This is a genomic window from Akkermansiaceae bacterium (genome assembly GCA_019634595.1).
Taxonomy (GTDB): domain Bacteria; phylum Verrucomicrobiota; class Verrucomicrobiia; order Verrucomicrobiales; family Akkermansiaceae; genus Luteolibacter.
Window position 1 is genome coordinate 339,262 of record JAHCBC010000001.1, and the last position, 18,193, is coordinate 357,454.

The following is an 18,193-nucleotide window of genomic DNA, read 5'->3' on the forward strand; positions in this document are numbered from 1 at the left end:
TTCAGTGCAGGAGGTTCTTCAGTTCGCTCCAGGTCTGATCGTCACCTGTCAGGTGGCGGATGGTGGACCGGTCGATGAGCAGGGCGCTGGAAAGCGTCATGGAGTCATAGTCCGGATGGCAGCTCACCAGGCGCAGCACGCTGTCTGACGAGGCGCGCCAGATTTCCTCGAACGCCTGCCGGGCGAACGCGTCGAGGCCGCTGAACGGCTCATCCAGCAACAGGATGTTGCCGGCGTCCGGGCGGATGGAAAACTCCGCCATGATCAGGTTCGTCTTCCGCCGGTTGCCGGTGGAGAGGCGGCTGTAAGGGCGCGTCAGGTTCAGTTCGATCCGCTCCGCCAGGTCCAGTGCTTCCTTCAGGCGGTTCTTCGGAACCAAGGAGCGCAGGATCATGCCCGCCGTCATTTCGGGGTCGAACCGCAGGTCCTCCGGCAGGTACTGGAGCGCTCCCTCCGTTTTCAGGCTGCCTGCCACCGGACGAAGCGTCCGGGCGATCGTCCGCAGCAAGGTGGTTTTCCCTCGGCCGTTCCGCGCCAGGATGAAATGGGTGCCACCGCCGAGTTCGATGGATTTCTCCAAGGCGGCGATGGGGGAGCCATACCCGATTTTCAATCCTGAATCGAGATGGAGGCTGGGTCGGGGTGCTGGGGGCGCGGAACTCACCGAGTTGATGAAAGGGGAAATTATGTAATCTTGTTTAAAGGTCAAGTTTTATTGAATATCAGGATATCATGAATATCAGGATATCTGTGATAAATGGCGGGCCTTTTCCCGCTGGATTCGGTGATTGCCCTCGCTGTCGGAATCATCCGGTGGTCCGTGGCGGAAAATGCGGAACTGGCTGATTTATCTAACAATTAGATGTGCGCAGCTCCCGGACGCAGGGCGCACTGGGGTCGCAAGGTCGCTCGATTCTCGCCGGGTGGGTGCAGGATAGGGTGTCTGAATCGTGCGGAGTTTTTTTGCAAAGTGGCCGCAAGGATCCTCTGGTGACGGTGGCTGCGGGATCTGCGGGTGTTTGAAAATCCGTTTCGCTCCGGGGGCATTTGGATGGCCGGGAAGGTGCCGGAGGAATTGATCCGTTTTTCTGCGTGACGGGAGGGGGGGGATTGGTAGAACCACCGCACCGAAATGGCGGGCAAGCTAACTTACCAACAGGCCGGGGTGGACACGCGCAAGGCGGCCGCTCTGGTAGGAGACATCGGGGCGCATGTGCGCCGGACCCAGCAAACGCGCAAACTGTGGGGAGCCTTCGGGTTGTTCGCCGCCTGCTACGACCTCAGTTCCTATAAGGAGCCGGTGATCGTGACCGGCTGTGACGGCGTCGGCACCAAGCTGGAGCTGCTGCTGGAACACGGCCTGCTGGAGACAGCGGGCAAGGATCTGGTCGCCATGAGCGTGAACGACATCCTCACCACCGGCGGGGATGCTCTGTTGTTCCTGGACTACATCGGCATCGCCGCGCTGGATGAGGAAAAGATCACCAGCCTGATCAAGGGCATGGCCGACTACCTGGAGGCCTGCGACTGCATCTTGGCCGGCGGTGAGACCGCGGAGATGCCCGGCATCGTCCCGACGGATGTCATCGAGCTGGCCGGCTTCTGCATTGGCTGCGCCGAAAAGGGCGACCTCATCGACCCGACCACCGTCGCCGTCGGCGACGTGCTGGTGGGCTACGCGTCCGACAGCATCCACGCCAACGGCTGGTCGCTCGTCCGCCGCGTGCTGAAGGAGCACCCGGGCGAGATTTCCGATGAGGAACTGGCCGCCTGGCTGAAGCCGACGCGCCTCTACCACGACGTCACCCGCGACCTGAAGGCGAAGGGCGTGAAGCCGAAGGCCATGTCCCACATCACCGGTGGTGGCCTTCCTGAAAATCTCGAGCGTCTGTTCCGCGGAATGGGCGCTGATCTGGAGATCCCGAAATGGGAGCTTCCGGGCATCGACAAGCTGCTTGCCCACGTGGACGCGGAAGACCGTTTCCACACCTTCAACATGGGCATCGGCTGGGTCGCCATCGTCGATGAAAAAGACGTGGAAGCCAGTTTGACGGCGGGCAATGGCGGCGTGATACTCGGGCGCATGGTTCCGCAGGAGGGTGTCCGAGTGCGGGTCTCCGGAGAGTGATGATGCTTCGAATCCATCCACGATGAGCGATTTCCTGAAACACGAATGCGGGATCGCTGCGGTGCGGCTCCGCAAACCTCTGGCGTATTACTACGACCGTTACGGCACCTGCCTGTGGGGTCTGAACAAGCTGTTCCTCCTGATGGAGAAGCAGCACAACCGCGGGCAGGACGGCACCGGCATTGGCTGCGTGAAGCTGAACATGCCCATCGGCCAGCCCTACGTGTTCCGCCGCCGGGGCATCGAGCAGGACGCGCTCGCCCAGATATTCCGCAAGGAGATCAAGAATTTCTCGAAAATGGCGCGCAAGGGCCAGCTCGACCCGAAGAAGCCGGAAAGCGTGAAACGCAACTTCGACTTCGGCGGTGAGATCCTCGTGGGCCACCTCCGCTACGGCACCTCCGGCGAGTTCGACGAAGGAAGCTGCCATCCGTACCTGCGCCGCAGCAACTGGCCGACCCGCACCCTCATGGTGATGGGGAATTTCAACATGACCAACGCGGCCGAGCTAAACCAGGTCCTCCTGGAGCGCGGCCAGCACCCGGTCTTCGGAACGGACACGCAGACCGTGCTGGAAGAGATCGGCTACCATCTGGACGAGCACCACACCGACCTCTACCGCGACCTCCGCGACAAGGGCGTGCCGGGCAATGAGATGCCGGCCATGATTTCCTCCGCGCTGGATGTGCCGCAGCTCGTCTCCGACTCCGCCCGCGAGTGGGACGGCGGCTACGCCATCTGCGGTGCCATCGGCAACGGCGACATGTTCGTCATGCGCGACCCGCGCGGCATCCGCCCGTGCCACATGCTCATCACGGATGAGGTCATCGCCTTCGCATCGGAGCGCGTGCCGCTCATGACCGTGTTCGAGGCGGATGTGGATGATGTCAAGGCGGTCGATCCGGGCTCCATCATCACCATCAAGTCGGACGGCACCATCACCGACCAGCAGTTCGCCACCCCGCAGAAATACTCCCCGTGTTCCTTTGAGAAGATCTACTTCTCCCGCGGCAATGATCCGCAGATCTACCGCGAGCGGAAGGCCATGGGCGCCGCGCTGGTGGACCAGGTGGTGAAATCCATCGGCAGCGCCTTCGAAAAGACCGTCTTCTCCTTCATCCCGAACACGGCGGAAACCGCCTACCACGGCCTGATGGACGGCCTGCGGCTCTACCGCCGCCAGGAAGTCCGCTCCTCCATCCTGAAAGCCGCGGAAAGCGGCAACCTGACCGCCGACCTCGTCGACGACCTCATCCTCCGCAACTGGCCGCGCGGGGAGAAGATCGCGCACAAGGACATCAAGATGCGGACCTTCATTTCCCAGGAGAAAAGCCGCGACCAGCTCGTCTCCCACGTCTATGACATCACCTACGGCGCGGTGAAGGAAGGCGACTACCTCGTCGCCCTGGACGACTCCATCGTCCGCGGCACCACGCTGAAGAAATCCATCCTCAAGATCCTCGCCCGCACGAAGCCGTCTAAGATCGTCATCTGCTCCACCGCCCCGCAGATCCGTTATCCGGACTGCTACGGCATCGATATGTCGGAACTGGGCAAGTTCATCGCCTTCCAGGCGGCCATCGCGCTGCACCGGCGAGCCGGACGGCAGTCCCTGCTCGACCGCGTCTATGACGAGTGCCGCGAGGAGCTGAAAAAGCCCGCCGGCGAACGCCTCAACCGCGTCCAGCAAATCTACGACGCCTTCACCGACGAGGAAGTTTCCGCCGAGATCAGCCGCATGGTCTATCCGGAAGAGATCGAGTGGCAGGGCGAGGTCGAGGTCATCTTCCAGAGCATCGAGAACCTCCGTGCCTCCATCAAAGGCGAGTGCGGCGACTGGTACTTCACCGGCAACTACCCGACCCCTGGCGGCTACTCCATGGTGAACTCCGCCTACCTGCGCTGGTACGAAGGTGTCGGCGGCCGCAGCTACGACAGTTTGCCGCTGTAAAGGGGTGTAAGGAGGGAGGACACTCCTGTCCTCCGGCTGCAACCGGAACCCATAACAAAAGCATTCGGAGTAGGGTGGTCACATCCGCTTTGCTTCGCATGCCAGGAGAGGCGCACGCCGTTGTAACTTCTTCGCGTCTTGCCCGTTGCCTTGCCTTTCCGCATGGGTGCAACGGCGTGCGCCCCTCCATGGGGTCGCGATCTTCGCGGTGAATCTTAGATAATTCGCCAATACCGCCGGAGGACAAGAGTGTCCACCCTCCTTACCGGAGGACAAAGAGTGCCCGCTCACTCCAGCAAGCGCCTCATCTCCTCACCGATCACCACCGCCGCCTCAGCAACAGTGATAGGCCGCCCCGCTTCCATCTCCAGGCTGGTCATGCTCACGCCATCCAGCCCGCACGGGGTGATGGCGAAGAACGGCGGCAGGCTTTCATTCGTGATGTTGATGGCGAAGCCGTGCATGGAGATCCATTTACGCACGCCAACACCGATGGACGCCAGCTTGCGGTTCCCCACCCACACGCCGGTGAGTCCATCCCGCCGTCCGGCCTGCACGCCGAAGCGGCCGCAGGCCAGGATGAGCGCCTCCTCGATCTTCCGCAGGTGCTCGTGCAGGTCCTTGCCGCGGGTGGTCAGGTCCAGGATGGGGTAGCCGGTGATCTGGCCGGGGCCATGGTAGGTCGCCTGGCCGCCGCGGTTCGTGTCGTGGACCGGGTGGGGGAGCATGGAGGCGTCCCGCAGCGACGACTGGTCCCTCAACCGGCCGATGGTATAGACCGGCTCATGCTCCAGCAGAAAGAGCGTGTCCGGTGCTTCCTTCGCCAGCACCGCGGTCACGGTTTCCTCCTGGAGGCGAAGACCGTCCTCATAGGGGATGTGGCCGGAGAGATGTCGGATGTCCATCATGTCAGATCTGCCTGCGGTCGAGGAGCTTCGCCTTGAGCGGATCGGAAGCCTGCAGGTGCGCCATGCCGATGGCAAGGGCGTCCGCCGCGTCCGACGGGGGATTCTCCGCCAGACCGAGCAGCGCGCGCACCATGAAGGCGACCTGCTGCTTGTCCGCCGTTCCCTTGCCCACGACGGCCATCTTCACCTTCTTCGGCGAGTATTCGTAGATCTTCAGGCCGTGGTCCGCGGCGGCGATCATGGCGCAGGCGCGGGCCGCCCCCATCGAAATAGCCGTCTGATGGGACTGCACGTAGATGATGCCCTCCACCGCCACCTCCTCCGGCTGGAACTTCCGGATGACATTCACCAGATGCGTCCGCACCGCGGCGAGCGCGGCGGATTGCGGGAGGCTTTTCGGGATCGAGATCACATCGAAGGCGAGCACCACCGGCTTGCGCGGATCGCCCTCGAGTACGGCGTATCCCGTATTCCGGACGGCAGGGTCGATGGAGAGGACGCGCATCCGGAGGTTCAAAAGGGAACGGTGAGGCCTTTCGCCAAGGCGAGCTTCTTCTGGTTCCTGTCGAACGTCAGAAACTCGGAGCTGCCCAGATGGAGGGCGGTGGCGACATGGAGGATGTCGAATCCCCGGCACCCGCTGGTCCAGGTGAACTCAGATGAGATGGTTTCCGCGATGCCCGCCACGTCCGCCCATTCCACGGGTATCACCTTGATCGCACCAGTGGAGATGTTGTTCTGAAATTTGGCGAGCGCGTGGAGTGCCGTCTGTTTGTCATATCCTTTCCCGCGATCTTTCGTGTGAAGCCACGCCTGCAGGCGGATGGATTGCCTGAACTCGAAGAGAAGGGGGGATGCGATGACCAGAGAGCCTGGCATCGCGGCGAAGTGGCTGGCGGCCCGTTCGGAATTTTCCTGGAAGCGGTATAGCGCGCAGAGATAGGACGTATCAGGATAAGCTTTCACGCATCCTCCCCGTCCAGTTCGTGCTCCCTCATTTCCCGGACTTCCTCCATGGTGAACCTGCGGTCGCCCCAGACTTCCCGGAGCTGGGCCATGATGTCCGGCTTGGGTGGAGCGGGTGAAGCGGATGGCGGAGCGATGAGATGCGCGAACGGTTTGCCCCGTTTCACGATTTCAACGGTCTCGCCATGTTCGATCCAACTGGCGATTTGCCGGAAATGGTTTCGTAGATCTGCCACCGTCGCGGTCTTCATGATAGATTTAATCTATCATGAAATCCCATGAGGTCAACGCCGCTTCTTCCCGCCGACCTTCTTCCGGCGGACCGGCTTGATCGGGTCGGTGTCGAGCAGGGCGGTGTAGATGTACTCGAAGTTGTCCAGCTTGCGGCGCGGGATCTTCTGGTCGATGAAGACTTCGACGGACTTCGCGTAGTCCAGTTCGTCCGCGGTGAGGATGGTGAAGGCGTCGCCTTCGGCCGCGGCGCGGCCGGTCCGGCCGATGCGGTGGACGTAGTCCTCGGCGTTTTCCGGGACGCGGTAGTTGATGACGTGGGAGACACCGGAGATGTCGATGCCGCGCGCGGCGACGTCGGTGGCGACGAGGATCTCGTAGTCACCGGCCTTGAATCCGGCGAGGGCCTTCATGCGGTCCACCTGGCTGATGTCGGAGTGCATGGCGGCGACCTTCGGCTGGCCGCTGTCCTTGATCATGGCGGTGACTTCGTCCGCTTCCTTGCGGGTGCGGGTGAAGATCATCACGGAGTGGTATTCGGTTTCCTTCAGCAGGCCGAGCAGCAGCTCGTCACGCTGGTCCATGGCCACCGGGTAGAAGGCGTGGGTCACGCTCTTCGGCACGGAGGTGCGGGCGATTTCGATGGAAACCGGGTCGGTGAGGCACCATTGGGCGAAGGTCTGGATCGCCGGTGGCATGGTGGCGGAGAAGAACAGCGTCTGGCGGCCTTCCCACGGGCAGAGGTTCACGATCTTCCGGACCTGCGGCAGGAAGCCCATGTCCAGCATGCGGTCCACCTCGTCCAGGATGAGGATCTTCAGCTCCCCGAAGCGCATGGTGGCGCGGTAGAAATGATCGACCAGACGGCCCGGGGTGGCGACGACGATGTCGGCTCCGGCATTCAGCGCGTCAGCCTGGGCACCGAGGCCCACGCCGCCGTAGAGCAGCGCCACCTTCATGCCGGTGTGCTTGCCGTATTTTTCGAACTGTTCCGCCACCTGGTGGGCCAGCTCGCGGGTAGGCTCGAGGACGAGAATCTGTGGCTTGCCGATCTTTTCGAGCTTGGCAAGGGATGGCAGCGCGAAGGCCGCGGTCTTTCCGGTGCCGGTCTGGGAGGCGCCGATGACGTCTTTCCCGGAAAGGATGATGGGAATGGCCTGGGCCTGGATGGGCGTTGGCGTGGTGTAACCGGATTCGCCGATGGCTTGGAGTACGGTTTCGGAGAGTCCTAATGTGTCAAATCCCATGTGTGCGGAGGTCTTTAGGGGGCCGGACCCCCGGGGTCAAGGGGGATTAGGCTGCGGTGGCAGGTGCCTGGATGAGCAGGCAGTCCTCCAGGAACGGCTGGAGCAGCTTCAGCAACGGTGATCCGGGGATGCGGTAGCGTTCCTCGAAGCGTTCCTCGATGCTGCCGAGCGTGTAACCGAGGTCATTGATCGCCATTTCATTCGGCATGCCGCGGAAGACCGCCACCAGGGAGATGAACGAGCCTTCGCGGACGATGACGTTGCGGTCATCCGGCAGCTTGAAGTAGCGGCGGAGCGTGCCGTCCGTCTCCCGGAGCTGGAGCGCCAGCCGGTGGACGGTGCCTTCCACCCGCTTCGCGGAGGCGTGGCGGCCCGGGTTGGTGCTGGCATAGGAGACGAGTGACAGCGTGTGGGTATCCAGCAGGAAAACCTCGTCCACCTGGAAGCGGTTGGTCTTCTCGAACAGGATGTCCTCGTAGGTGCGGCTGGTGAACAGCGCGCGCATCCGCCACTTGAAGCGGTCCCACACGCCGGGGTTCGTGAACGGCCTGCCGGTGGTGGGGGAGTATTCCGCCAGCGCCCGGCGGATGGTCGCCCGCAGCATCGGTTCCAGATGGAGGTCGATGGGGGACGCCTGGACGGTGATCCCCTTGAAGATCGGCGCGAAGGCCTCCCGCAGATCGTCGTCGGTGAAGTCCGGCTTTTCCGGAGGCTCCGGTGCGGCGGGCGTGGGAGCCACCGGTGCCGCCGCAAGGATCACAGGCTCGGGGGGAGGTGCCGGGGTGAAAGCCGGTGCGGTGAAGGCGGGGGGAGGTTCCACCACCGGAGGCACCGCCTGGAAGGGGGGGAGTGGCTGGAAAGGAGGGGCGGCGACCGGTGGTCCGGCGGCAGGCAGTGGCCGGAGGGAAGGGGGCTGCGGTGCCACTACGGACTGCTGGGCCGCCTGTGGCATCTCCGGCCATGTCGGCAGGACCAACCGACCCACCGGGATGGAGGGCTGCTCGACGGGGACGGGCGAGCCACCCCAAGGCGATGCGACGGGCCGTGTGGAGTGGCCGGTGGCAGAGCTGGGATGGGCGATGGGGAGTGGTTGCAGCGGATGCGCGGACATCAGGGGGGGGATGCGTCTGCGGGAGGGAGGGGTGGGAGTTGGGAAATGGAATCCGCCAGGGAGCGGGCGGCGTCGGCGATCTTCTGGAACCGCTGCTCGAGCTGCCCGCTGTCCGGCAGGCGGCTTTCAAAATCCGCCAGACGTCCATCGATCGCGCCTTTCAGGGTGTCGATCTCCGTGCGGATGTGATCGGAAATCCGTTGATCCCGCGAATTGAGGTGCTCCTGGAACGAGTTCTTCCAGGCACCGAGCCATGAGCCGAGCCGCTGTTCCAGTTGCTGGACCGCGGGCAGGGCATCCGCGGTCGCTGGCCGGGTGGCGGCCACTTGCTGGATCTGCTGCGCCAAGCGTTGGATTTCCTCCCGTTGGAGGTAGTTCCGCCGTTCCAGCTCGTCCCGCGTGTTGTCGGAGAGCCGCGTCACGCTGTGTTGGAGGGCTTCCACGCGGGCTTCCGCCAGCAGAACCCGTTCATCCAGCTTTGGATATGATGCCTCCGGTACGTCGGACGCCTCCAGGCGTGCCACGCGCTGCTCAAGCCTTTCCAGATGACGGCCGACGATGATCTCACGGATCCGCTCGACCGCCTGGGAGGCGTTCAATGGTGTTGTTTCGGGTGACATGTCATCTCTCCGTGGGGGGAGTATCCGGAGGGTGAAACCGGAACACGGGGTGAGTGATAGGACAGTTAGATAGTGCAAAAGGCGTGAGGTTGTAAATAAGTTCGGTAACTCTTCGCTTTTCCTGACTATTTTGCTTCCGGTGGTAAAAATTTTGTGTCTCTTTATCAGTGACTTGCGAAATTCCGCAATGAATGAAAGACAGCGCCGGGTTGTTCGGGTAAAGGAGGGCCAATGTCCGAGGACGATGTAGAAAAGGAAAACAAGGACGATGTGATCATGGTGGAGGCCTACGCGAAGACGCGTAAGAGCCTCATCGCCCGTCTGGACAATTGGGAAGACCAACGGACTTGGGACGAATTCTACCAAACCTATTGGCGGCTGATCTATTCCGTCGCCGTGAAGGCCGGCCTGCGGGCGGACGAAGCTTTCGACTGCGTGCAGGAGACCATCCTTTCCATCGCCAAGCAGAGCAAACGGAAGCTCTATGACCCGGAGCAGGGGTCTTTCAAAACCTGGCTCATGAACATGACCCGCTGGCGCATCAACGACCAGTTCCGGAAGCGGAAAAAAGACACCGCCATGGCCGGTGGCGAGTGGGACAACGACCGGAAGACCGCGGTGATCGACCGGGTGGAGGACCCGAACGGGGACCTCCTTTCCCGCCTGTGGGATGTGGAGTGGAAAAAGAACGTCGCCGACGCCGCTTTATCCAGGGTGAAGGCGCAGGTTTCACCGAAACAATACCAGATTTTCCACTATTACGTCATCAAGCAGTGGGACGCGAAAAAAGTACAGGACCACTTGAACGTCAGCATGGCGCAGGTATATCTGGCGAAGCATCGCGTCGGCTCCGTGCTGAAGCGCGAACTCGCGAAACTGGAGGAAGATGCCGAGTAAATCCCGACCTGATCCTGTCATCCCCGACCATGAGATCCTCCGCAAGATCGGGGGGGGCGCTTACGGCGAGGTGTGGCTGGGCAGGGGGGTGACCGGCGCGCTGCGCGCGGTCAAGGTGGTGTGGCGGGAGGACTTCGAGGACGCCCGCGGGTTCGAGCGGGAGTTCGAGGGCATCCTGAAGTTCGAGCCGATGTCGCGGGACCACCCCGGACTGGTCCACATCCTCCACGTAGGACGCAGTCCGGACGGCGTTTCGTTCTACTACTACGTGATGGAACTCGGGGACGACGTGCGCTCCGGGCAGAACATCAACCCCATCGAGTATGAGCCGCGGACGCTGCGTGCGGACGCGAAGCAGGCGCTGCACCCCCAGCTCGACACGGACACCTGCATCGATGTCGGCCTGCGGCTGGCGGAGGCGCTGCACCATCTCCATGAGCGCGGGCTGGCGCACCGGGACGTGAAGCCGTCGAACGTCATTTTCCTCAATGGCAAGGCGAAGCTGGCGGACATCGGCCTGGTGGCCGCGCGCGACCAGCGGACCTTTGTCGGCACGGAGGGCTTCGTCCCGCCCGAGGGTCCCGGCTCCGCGCAGGCGGACGTGTACAGCTTGGGAAAGGTGCTGTACGAGATCGCCACCGGCAAGGACCGGCTGGAGTTTCCGGAACTGCCGGACACATTGCCGAACGGCTCCCAGCGGAAGCGCTGGCTGGAGCTGAACAAGATCATCTGTGACATCTGCGAGCCGCGGCTTTCCAAACGGATGATCACCTCCGCGGCGGAACTCGCGGAAGCCCTGCGGCGTCTCCAGCGTGGCAAGCGTGCCAGGCGGAAGCGCAGCTTCTCCCTGGTGTGGGTCGTTTCCCTGCTGCTGCTCGGCCTGGCCGGGTGGGCGGGATATGAGGTGACCAAGCGCGGCAGGATCCAGACCTTGGTCGATATCGTGAGGCCTCCGCCGGTGAAGCGGCCGGTGGAGAAGTTCCGCCAGGTGAAGCTCATCACCATCCCGGGAAATGCGACCGTCTATGACGGGAAAGGGACCTACGTCGATCTCACGCCCACGCGGGAGATCAATGCCAAGCTGGGGCAGACCCTGGAGTTCCGGATCGAGCTGGCGAAGTACCAGCCGAAGGACATCAAGGTGACGGTGGTGGATGGTGACGGCGTCATGGCCGTCATCGAGAACCTCCAGCCGGACCAGCCGCCGGAGGGCGGCGTCGTGTGGATGGACCACCTGCGCAACCGCTACAAGCCGCTCGACAGCCGGAAGTCCCACATCAGCGAGGGCTACATGAAGAAGCGGGACTGGCTCATGTTCAACGCGGCCAGCGCGCGAAAGACGGAGGATTTCCTGACGGTCTCCCAGAACGGCATCGAGACGGAGATCACGCTGGCGAATGATGAGGCCGCCCGCGCGTTCTGCAGTTGGCTGGAAGGGGAGGCCCTGCGCAACGGCCTGCTCACCCGGGATTTCGAGATGGTCCCGGACCGCGACCTTTCCTTCAAGGACCCGAAGATGACGGACGCGCAGCGGAAGGAGGATCTCCGTCCTTTCTATGTGGTCGTCCGCAGGATCGACTTCGGCATGGTCCGCCTGAAGACCGATCCGCCGGAGGTGGAGGTCTTCATCGACGGCATGAGGCGCGGGATGACCGACAAGGATGGCGCGCTCCTGCTGGAGCGGGTGAAGCCCGGCTCGCACATCAAGTTCACGCTGTTGAAGGAAGGCTTCAAGCCCCTGGAGTTCGATACCGAGGTCGTCCCCAGCCAGACCGGAGAGATCACCCGGAAGCTGGAGGAGAACAAGGGCATCATCTTCGGCAGGGACTGGAAGAACACGCTCGGCATGGAATTCGTGCCGCTGGGACCGGACCTGATGGTGTCGAAGTGGGAGAGCCGCGTCGCGGACTACCGCGCCTTCATCACCGGCTACAACGCCGACCTCACCCGCCAGCAGGAAGCCGCCGGGCCGGAGGCCGCGGATGACATCGCGGGTGCCCTCATGCCGCTCACCATGCCGCTGGCAACGGATTTCTCCCAGGCGGATGACCATCCGGTCGTCTATGTTTCCAGGGATGACGCGGAGAAATTCTGCATCTGGCTGACCCGGAAAGAACGCGAGGAAGGCCTGATCCGTGAAAGCCATGTCTATCGCCTGCCGACGGACCTGGAGTGGAGCCGCATGGCCGCCATCGAGGACCAGCCGGGGAAATCCCCGCTCGCGCGCGACAGCGACAAGCAGCCGAGGTTCCCATGGGGAACCGCCTGGCCGCCGCCCAAAGGTGCCGGAAACTTCGCGGACACCAGCGCCGCGCTGGCTCCGGGGAAATCCTCCGATCTTTCCATCCCCGGCTACAGCGATGACAATCCCTACACCTCCACGGTGGGATCCTACCCGGCGAACCGGTATGGCATCTTCGACCTGAGCGGCAACGCGCAGGAGTGGGTCTATACGGACTGGAAGGACGCGGAGGACATCCCCGTCATGAGCGCGGATGGCCGGCCGATCCGTGCCGCGACCGTGGACATCCAGATGGGTGTCCTGCGCGGTGGCGGATGGGACACCTACCGGGAGGAGGCGCTTTACACCGGCTTCCGGAACTGGATCCCGCCATCGAAAGGGGATGCGTCCACCGGCTTCCGTGTCGTCCTCGTGAGGGTTGGCAATGGCAAGGAGATCAATCCGCTGGATCCGGTCTCTCCCGCTCCCGTTCCGCCCGTGGTTCCCGGAGCCGCCGTTCCGCCGCTGCCCGCACCCGTCCCGGCACCTCCCGCCCCTGACAACTGATCATTATGGTTGAAATCAAGCTCGACTACGAAGGGGACCTGCACTGCAGCGCGGTCCATGGACCATCCGGCACCACGCTCGCCACGGACGCGCCCGTCGATAACAACGGCCGTGGGGAATCCTTCTCGCCCACGGACCTCGTGGCCACTGCGCTCGGTGCCTGCATGGCCACCGTCATGGGCATCATGGCCCGCCGCAAGGAGATCTCTCTGGAGGGACTGAAAGTCGCCGTCCGCAAGCACATGTCGGAGGATCTGCCACGCCGCATCTCGAAGCTGGAGGTGGATCTCGACATGCCTCTGCCCGCAGACCATCCGGAGCGGAAAGTCTTCGAAGCCGCCGCCCGAGGCTGCCCCGTCCACCACAGCCTCCACCCCGACATCGAGGTGGTCATGCAGTGGACGTGGAGGTGAGTAAGGAGGGAGGACAAGAGTGTCCTCCCTCCTTACTCTCCCACAGGCCAGTCGGGCGATTCACTCCGTGCCGTCTTCAGATACGCGTCGATCTTCGCCAGCACTTCCGGATGCTGCGCGGCGACGTCGTTCTTTTCCGCCACGTCGTTCTGCTGGTCGTAGAGGAACAGCTTGCCGTTCCGGCGGATGCCTTTCCAGCGGCCCTGGTAGAGCGCGGCGTGGCGGAAGCCACCTTCGTGGAATTCCCAGTAGAGGAACTCATGCTCCTTCTGCTCCCCCTGCCCGGAAAGGACGGGCAGCAGGCTGATGGAGTCCCGGTTAGGCGGGAGCGCCGCGCCGGAAAGGTCCGCGGCGGTCGCCATGATGTCACCGAAGTAGCCGACGTGGTCGGAGACGGCGGGCTTCACCTTGCCCGGCCACCAGGCGATGAACGGCACGCGGATGCCTCCGTCCGTCAGTGACCGCTTGATGCCGGTGAAGGGGCCTGACGGATTGAAGCGAGAAAGGTCGTGGCCGCTCTCGTTGTGGGGGCCGTTGTCGCTGCTGAAGATGACCAGCGTGTTCTCCGCGATGCCCAGGTTCCGCAACTGCTCCAGCATCCGCCCGACGTAGGAATCCATGCGCGTGATCATGGCGGCGTGGCCCTTGTCCGGACCGGGCCAGTCCTTGTCCGCATAGATGCCCAGGTCCGGCACCTCCGCGCCGCCCAGCGGGCCTTTGCCACGCATCGCGTTGTGGGCGTGCGGCACCACCATGCTCCAGTAGAGGAAGAACGGGCGGTCCTTGTTCTCCGCGACGAACTTCAGGGACTCCGTCGTGAAATGGTCGTCGGAGTAGCCTTCGTTCGGCACCTTCTCCTCGTTGCGCCACAGTTCCTTCGGGTAGTGGTTGTGCGCGTGCCTTTGGTTCAGGTAGCCGAAAAATTGGTCGAAGCCATGCCTGCGGGGCATGCCGACCTCCGCCGGGCCTTCATCGCCCAGGCCCCATTTGCCGATGAGGGCGGTGGTGTAGCCCCGCTGCTTCAGCAGGGAGGCGACGGTCACATCCCCCGGGCGCAGCGCCTGGGCAAGCGGGTTCTTATTCCCGGCATTCCCGCGCACGCGGGTGTGGCCCTGGTGCTGGCCCGTCATCAGCACGCTGCGGGACGGCGCGCAGACGGTGGCTCCTGAGTAGAAGTGCGTGAACCGCATGCCCTCCGACGCCATCAAGTCCAGATTGGGCGTCTGGATGATCTTCTGCCCGTAACTGCCCAGCTCCCCGTAGCCGAGGTCATCCGCGAGGATGAAGATGATGTTCGGCTTCCTCTCCGCCGCCGTCGTGAAAGCGGCGAGCGATGCGAGGACGAGGAGAAGGCGGCGGATCATGGCTGCGGGTGGATGGCTTTGATGAAGGCGATGCGGGTGGTGGCAGCGGCGGCGGCTTCAGCGCCGGGCGCGTTGATGGATTTGGCGAGGGCCAGCCACTGTTTCTTCAGTTCCGGGGTGAGCGGCTCGTCCAGCTTCGCTTCATGGCCGGGTGCGGCTTCGTTGTACTGGCCGTGGATCTTCTTCCCGCGGAGGGTCTTGCCCCACGGCTCGACACCGTGGAAGCCGCCCTTCGCCGCCCACCACTGGACGGCCGCGAAATCAGGTGAGTCCAGCGGCAGGTCGCTGAAGTAGGTGAGGGCGGACTTGTCCGCGATGAGGAGTTTCTGGATCGCCTGCACCGGGACCTTCTGGACGTCGGTGCCATCTTTCGCCGCCAGCGATGCCGCGTATCCGGCGGCCTGTCCGAGCGACATCCAGATCGGCTCCAGCCTCAGCGCGCAGAAGCCGACATGGGTGGAGGACACCGCCACGGGGACCAGCAGGTTGCTGATGGTCTTCGGCAACAGCACGCCGTAGGGGATCTGGTAGGGCGGCACCGGGTGGTAGAACTCTCCCGTGTGCTGCCCGCCGAAGCGCGGCCCTTCGTGGAAGGTGCCGTGGCAGTTGTTTCCGTAGTCACCCATGGCGATGGTGTCCGTGAAAAGCGGCGCGCGCGCGTCATCGGCGGGGCGCTCGCTGTCCTTCTGTGAAAAGACATGGACGCCCATCATGCGGCGCGCCTCGCGCACGTAGAGTTCCGGCGGCAGGTGGCCGTTGTCCGTGAACTCGTCCTTGCAGAATCCCCAGGACCGCGCCTCGTCGCGGAACTTCGCCGGGACGGAATCGTCGTTCTGGAGGAAATAGATCATGCCCACCTGGTCGCGCAGGTGCTCGGCGAAGATGGCCTTGCGTTCCTCGCGGGTGCCCTCCGGCCATCCGGCGTTCTTGCCGGGGAGGGACAGGCGGATGAAGCCGCCGGAGACATCATTGATGTCATACTTGTTGTTCGGCAGGGGAGGGGTCTGCGCCTTGAAGATACAGTCACGCGGGTAGTCGAACAGCTTCTTGATCTTCCCGGAATCCAGCGCGGGCAGCAGGTCCACGAAGTCCTCCCGCCGGTAGCCGGGCGGCTTTTCCGCGGGCACCCGGTTGGCCGGGTCCGGTGTCATGATGAGGCGGAAATTGTACGCCTGGAGCTGCTTGTCGCCCTGCTCCGGTGCCAGGGACTCGTTGAACTCCGCGCGGCCCTCCCGGCCCACGTGGAAGGCGACGCCCGCCTTCGCCATCAGGTCGCCTTCATAGGTCGCGTCGATGAAGACCTTCCCGTCATGCGTGGTGGTCGCATCTCCGGAGGTGAAGCTGGCGGAAACGATCCGCCCGTCCTTCACCGTGACATCGGAGAGGTGCGCGCCTTTGACGATGGTGATGCCCTTCTGTTCCGCGAGCATCTGCTCCAGCACCAGGCGGTTCACCTTCGGCTCCGCGAAGGTGCCGCGGAAGCAGTCCTTCACCTGCTGGGAGTCCTTGCCATAGGTCTTCACGTAATGGGCCTCCACCCGCGCCGCGAAGTCCGCGAAGCTGCCGGAAAGGCTCTCGAAGGAATGGAAATCCGTGTGCGACAGTCCGCTGGTGACCAGTCCGCCGACCTGTTTTCCAGGCTCCACCACCGTCACCGTCGAGCCGGACTTCGCCGCGGAGATGGCGGAGGCGATGCCGCCGGGGGTGGCCCCGTAGATGATGATATCCGCAGCGTGGCTGAGGCAGGTGGAGAACAGCAGGAGTGGGATCGTGTGGCGCATGCAGGGGTGGGTTCCGTGGTTTTGTGATGGAAGACTGGGACAATCCCTATACGGATGCGAATCCATTCTCATTACGAATCCAGGGCCACCTCATTTCGGGAATCCAACCGCGAATGGACGCGAATGAACACGAATGGAAGGTAGGCTGATCCCGGATTCGGAGGTGGAGCGGGGATTTTCCGGATGGAGTAACATCACCACCCAACCCTGATTCACGGTGAATTCGCGTCCATTGGTGTTCATTCGCGGTTCGGATTTTGTGAAACAAGCCGACAACCGTCCTGACAATTCCGGAATGAGGTGGCCCTGTGGCGCAGGCATTCTTGGCTTTACGCAGGAGGCGGGGGCGGCTACCTCCATGCCCGCCATGCACGGCTTTTCCTACAAAAACGGTTCCCTTTCCTGCGAAGACGTCCAGCTTTCCGCCCTTGCGGAGGAATACGGCACCCCCCTCTACGTCTATTCCGCAGGCACCATCGTCGATCATTTCCAGCGTCTGGACAAGGCGATGGAAGGCGTGGACCACGAGGTGGCGTATGCCGTGAAGGCGAACTCGAACCTTTCCGTGCTGCGCCTGCTCGCCACCCATGGCGCGGGCTTCGACATCGTCTCCGGCGGCGAACTTTTCCGAGTCATCAAGGCGGGCGGGGATCCGGCCCACTGCACCTTCGCCGGTGTCGGCAAGACCCGCGAGGAGATCGTCTATGCGCTGGAGCAGGGCATCTACTCCTTCAACGTCGAGAGCGAGGAAGAGCTGCGCTACCTCAACCAGGTGGCGGGCGAACTGAACCTCATCGCCCCCGCCGCCGTCCGCGTGAACCCGAACGTGGACGCGAAGACCCACAAATACATCTCCACCGGCAAGTCCGAGAACAAGTTCGGCGTCGATTTCGAGGCGATCTCCGGCCTCTACGCACGTGCCGCCGCGGAACTGCCGAACATCCGGCTGCGTGGCCTGCAGATGCACATCGGCTCCCAGCTCACCTCCATCGCGCCTTTCATCGAGGCGGTGGAAAAGGTCATCCCGCTGGTGCTGGAGCTGAAGGCGAAGTATGGCATCGAGTTCTGGTCCATCGGTGGCGGCATCGGCATCATCTACAAGGATTCGCTGGAATCCGGCTCCGTTGACTGGTGGCAGGCCCAGCCGGAAGAGGAGCGTCCGCTCACCATCGAGCGCTACGGCAAGGAACTCGTCCCGCGCCTGAAGGACCTCGGCCTGAAGATCCTGCTTGAGCCGGGCCGCTACATCGTCGGCAACGCCGGTGTGCTCATCACCAAGTGCCTCTACGAGAAGAAAGGCTCCGCCAAGACTTTCAAGATCGTCGATGCCGGCATGAACGACCTCATCCGCCCCGCGCTGTATGAAGGCCACCATGAGATCGTCCCGCTCAAGGAGCCTGCCTCCGCGGAACGCGTGAAGGTTGATGTCGTCGGCCCCATTTGCGAGAGCGGCGACTTCTTCTGCCAGGACCGCGAGCTGCCGGACTTCCAGCCCGGCGACCACATCGCCCTCATGTCCGCCGGTGCCTACGGCTTTGCCATGGCGTCCAACTACAACTCCCGCCCGCTGCCCGCGGAAATCCTCGTCGAGGGGGACACCGCCACCGTCATCCGCAAGCGCCAGACGCTGGAGGATGTCATCGCGGGGGAGCTTTGAGCTTCCGTTTGCGAAGGATTCCGCTAGGGTGAAGGCGATGGAGTCACTGTCCGACCACCTTTTTTGGGACGTGGATCGTGCCACGGTCGATCCGTCCCAACACGGCGTTTGGTTGGCGCAGCGTGTCCTGG

At 63.3% G+C, this 18,193-nt stretch carries 16 protein-coding genes; 6 read left to right on the forward strand and 10 right to left on the reverse strand.

Annotated features, from left to right (window positions below):
* Position 1 precedes the first annotated feature (1 nt).
* Entirely contained in the window at positions 2–613 is a 612-nt protein-coding gene (locus KF712_01450; protein MBX3739628.1) for an ATP-binding cassette domain-containing protein, read from the reverse strand.
* Between the two features lie 519 nt (positions 614–1,132).
* On the opposite strand from KF712_01450, the gene purM reads away from it, so the two are divergent.
* Together purM and KF712_01460 are read left to right on the forward strand one after the other, a co-directional pair.
* Positions 1,133–2,128, forward strand: coding sequence for a phosphoribosylformylglycinamidine cyclo-ligase (gene purM / locus KF712_01455; protein MBX3739629.1), 996 nt, complete (start codon positions 1,133–1,135; stop codon positions 2,126–2,128).
* Between the two features lie 22 nt (positions 2,129–2,150).
* Positions 2,151–4,079: an amidophosphoribosyltransferase gene (locus KF712_01460; protein MBX3739630.1), complete on the forward strand. Its 1,929-nt coding sequence runs from the start codon at positions 2,151–2,153 to the stop codon at positions 4,077–4,079.
* 287 nt (positions 4,080–4,366) lie between these two features.
* Here the strand turns inward: KF712_01460 and lipB are convergent, their stop codons facing one another.
* Genes lipB through KF712_01495 form a run of 7 tightly spaced genes read right to left on the reverse strand, consistent with a single transcriptional unit; the run spans position 4,367 to position 9,162 of the window.
* Positions 4,367–4,987 carry a lipoyl(octanoyl) transferase LipB gene (lipB, locus tag KF712_01465; GenBank protein ID MBX3739631.1) on the reverse strand — a complete coding sequence of 207 codons (621 nt, stop codon included), beginning with the start codon at positions 4,985–4,987 and terminating at the stop codon, positions 4,367–4,369.
* Position 4,988: 1 nt separating this feature from the next.
* Positions 4,989–5,492: a crossover junction endodeoxyribonuclease RuvC gene (ruvC, locus tag KF712_01470; GenBank protein ID MBX3739632.1), complete on the reverse strand. Its 504-nt coding sequence runs from the start codon at positions 5,490–5,492 to the stop codon at positions 4,989–4,991.
* An 8-nt stretch (positions 5,493–5,500) separates the two neighbouring features.
* Positions 5,501–5,953 carry a type II toxin-antitoxin system VapC family toxin gene (locus KF712_01475; protein MBX3739633.1) on the reverse strand — a complete coding sequence of 151 codons (453 nt, stop codon included), beginning with the start codon at positions 5,951–5,953 and terminating at the stop codon, positions 5,501–5,503.
* Positions 5,950–6,204 carry a hypothetical protein gene (locus tag KF712_01480; protein MBX3739634.1) on the reverse strand — a complete coding sequence of 85 codons (255 nt, stop codon included), beginning with the start codon at positions 6,202–6,204 and terminating at the stop codon, positions 5,950–5,952. The genes KF712_01475 and KF712_01480 overlap by 4 nt, the downstream gene beginning before the upstream one ends.
* Before the next feature lie 33 nt (positions 6,205–6,237).
* Positions 6,238–7,431, reverse strand: coding sequence for a DEAD/DEAH box helicase (locus tag KF712_01485; GenBank protein MBX3739635.1), 1,194 nt, complete (start codon positions 7,429–7,431; stop codon positions 6,238–6,240).
* A 46-nt stretch (positions 7,432–7,477) separates the two neighbouring features.
* Positions 7,478–8,542 carry a hypothetical protein gene (locus KF712_01490; GenBank protein MBX3739636.1) on the reverse strand — a complete coding sequence of 355 codons (1,065 nt, stop codon included), beginning with the start codon at positions 8,540–8,542 and terminating at the stop codon, positions 7,478–7,480.
* Entirely contained in the window at positions 8,542–9,162 is a 621-nt protein-coding gene (locus tag KF712_01495) for a hypothetical protein (protein ID MBX3739637.1), read from the reverse strand. Before KF712_01495 ends, KF712_01490 begins: the two co-directional genes overlap by 1 nt.
* A 231-nt stretch (positions 9,163–9,393) precedes the next feature.
* Between KF712_01495 and KF712_01500 the strand changes: the two genes are divergently transcribed.
* From KF712_01500 to KF712_01510, 3 genes are read left to right on the forward strand one after another with little or no spacing between them, the layout of a single operon-like run.
* Positions 9,394–10,059, forward strand: coding sequence for a sigma-70 family RNA polymerase sigma factor (locus KF712_01500; GenBank protein MBX3739638.1), 666 nt, complete (start codon positions 9,394–9,396; stop codon positions 10,057–10,059).
* Positions 10,049–12,847, forward strand: a complete 2,799-nt coding sequence (locus KF712_01505) for an SUMF1/EgtB/PvdO family nonheme iron enzyme (GenBank protein ID MBX3739639.1) — start codon at positions 10,049–10,051, stop codon at positions 12,845–12,847. The genes KF712_01500 and KF712_01505 overlap by 11 nt, the downstream gene beginning before the upstream one ends.
* Positions 12,848–12,852: 5 nt before the next feature.
* Positions 12,853–13,260 carry an OsmC family protein gene (locus KF712_01510; GenBank protein MBX3739640.1) on the forward strand — a complete coding sequence of 136 codons (408 nt, stop codon included), beginning with the start codon at positions 12,853–12,855 and terminating at the stop codon, positions 13,258–13,260.
* A 32-nt stretch (positions 13,261–13,292) separates the two neighbouring features.
* On the opposite strand, the gene KF712_01515 is transcribed toward KF712_01510, so the two are convergent.
* On the reverse strand, positions 13,293–14,624 hold the full coding sequence (locus KF712_01515; GenBank protein MBX3739641.1) for an arylsulfatase: 1,332 nt from the start codon (positions 14,622–14,624) through the stop codon (positions 13,293–13,295).
* Complete coding sequence (locus tag KF712_01520; GenBank protein ID MBX3739642.1) at positions 14,621–16,405, reverse strand: FAD-dependent oxidoreductase; 1,785 nt, start codon at positions 16,403–16,405, stop codon at positions 14,621–14,623. Before KF712_01520 ends, KF712_01515 begins: the two co-directional genes overlap by 4 nt.
* 367 nt (positions 16,406–16,772) lie before the next feature.
* On the opposite strand from KF712_01520, the gene lysA reads away from it, so the two are divergent.
* Positions 16,773–18,062 (forward strand): diaminopimelate decarboxylase, encoded by a 1,290-nt coding sequence (lysA, locus tag KF712_01525; GenBank protein ID MBX3739643.1) that lies wholly within the window; start codon positions 16,773–16,775, stop codon positions 18,060–18,062.
* Positions 18,063–18,193 lie beyond the last annotated feature (131 nt).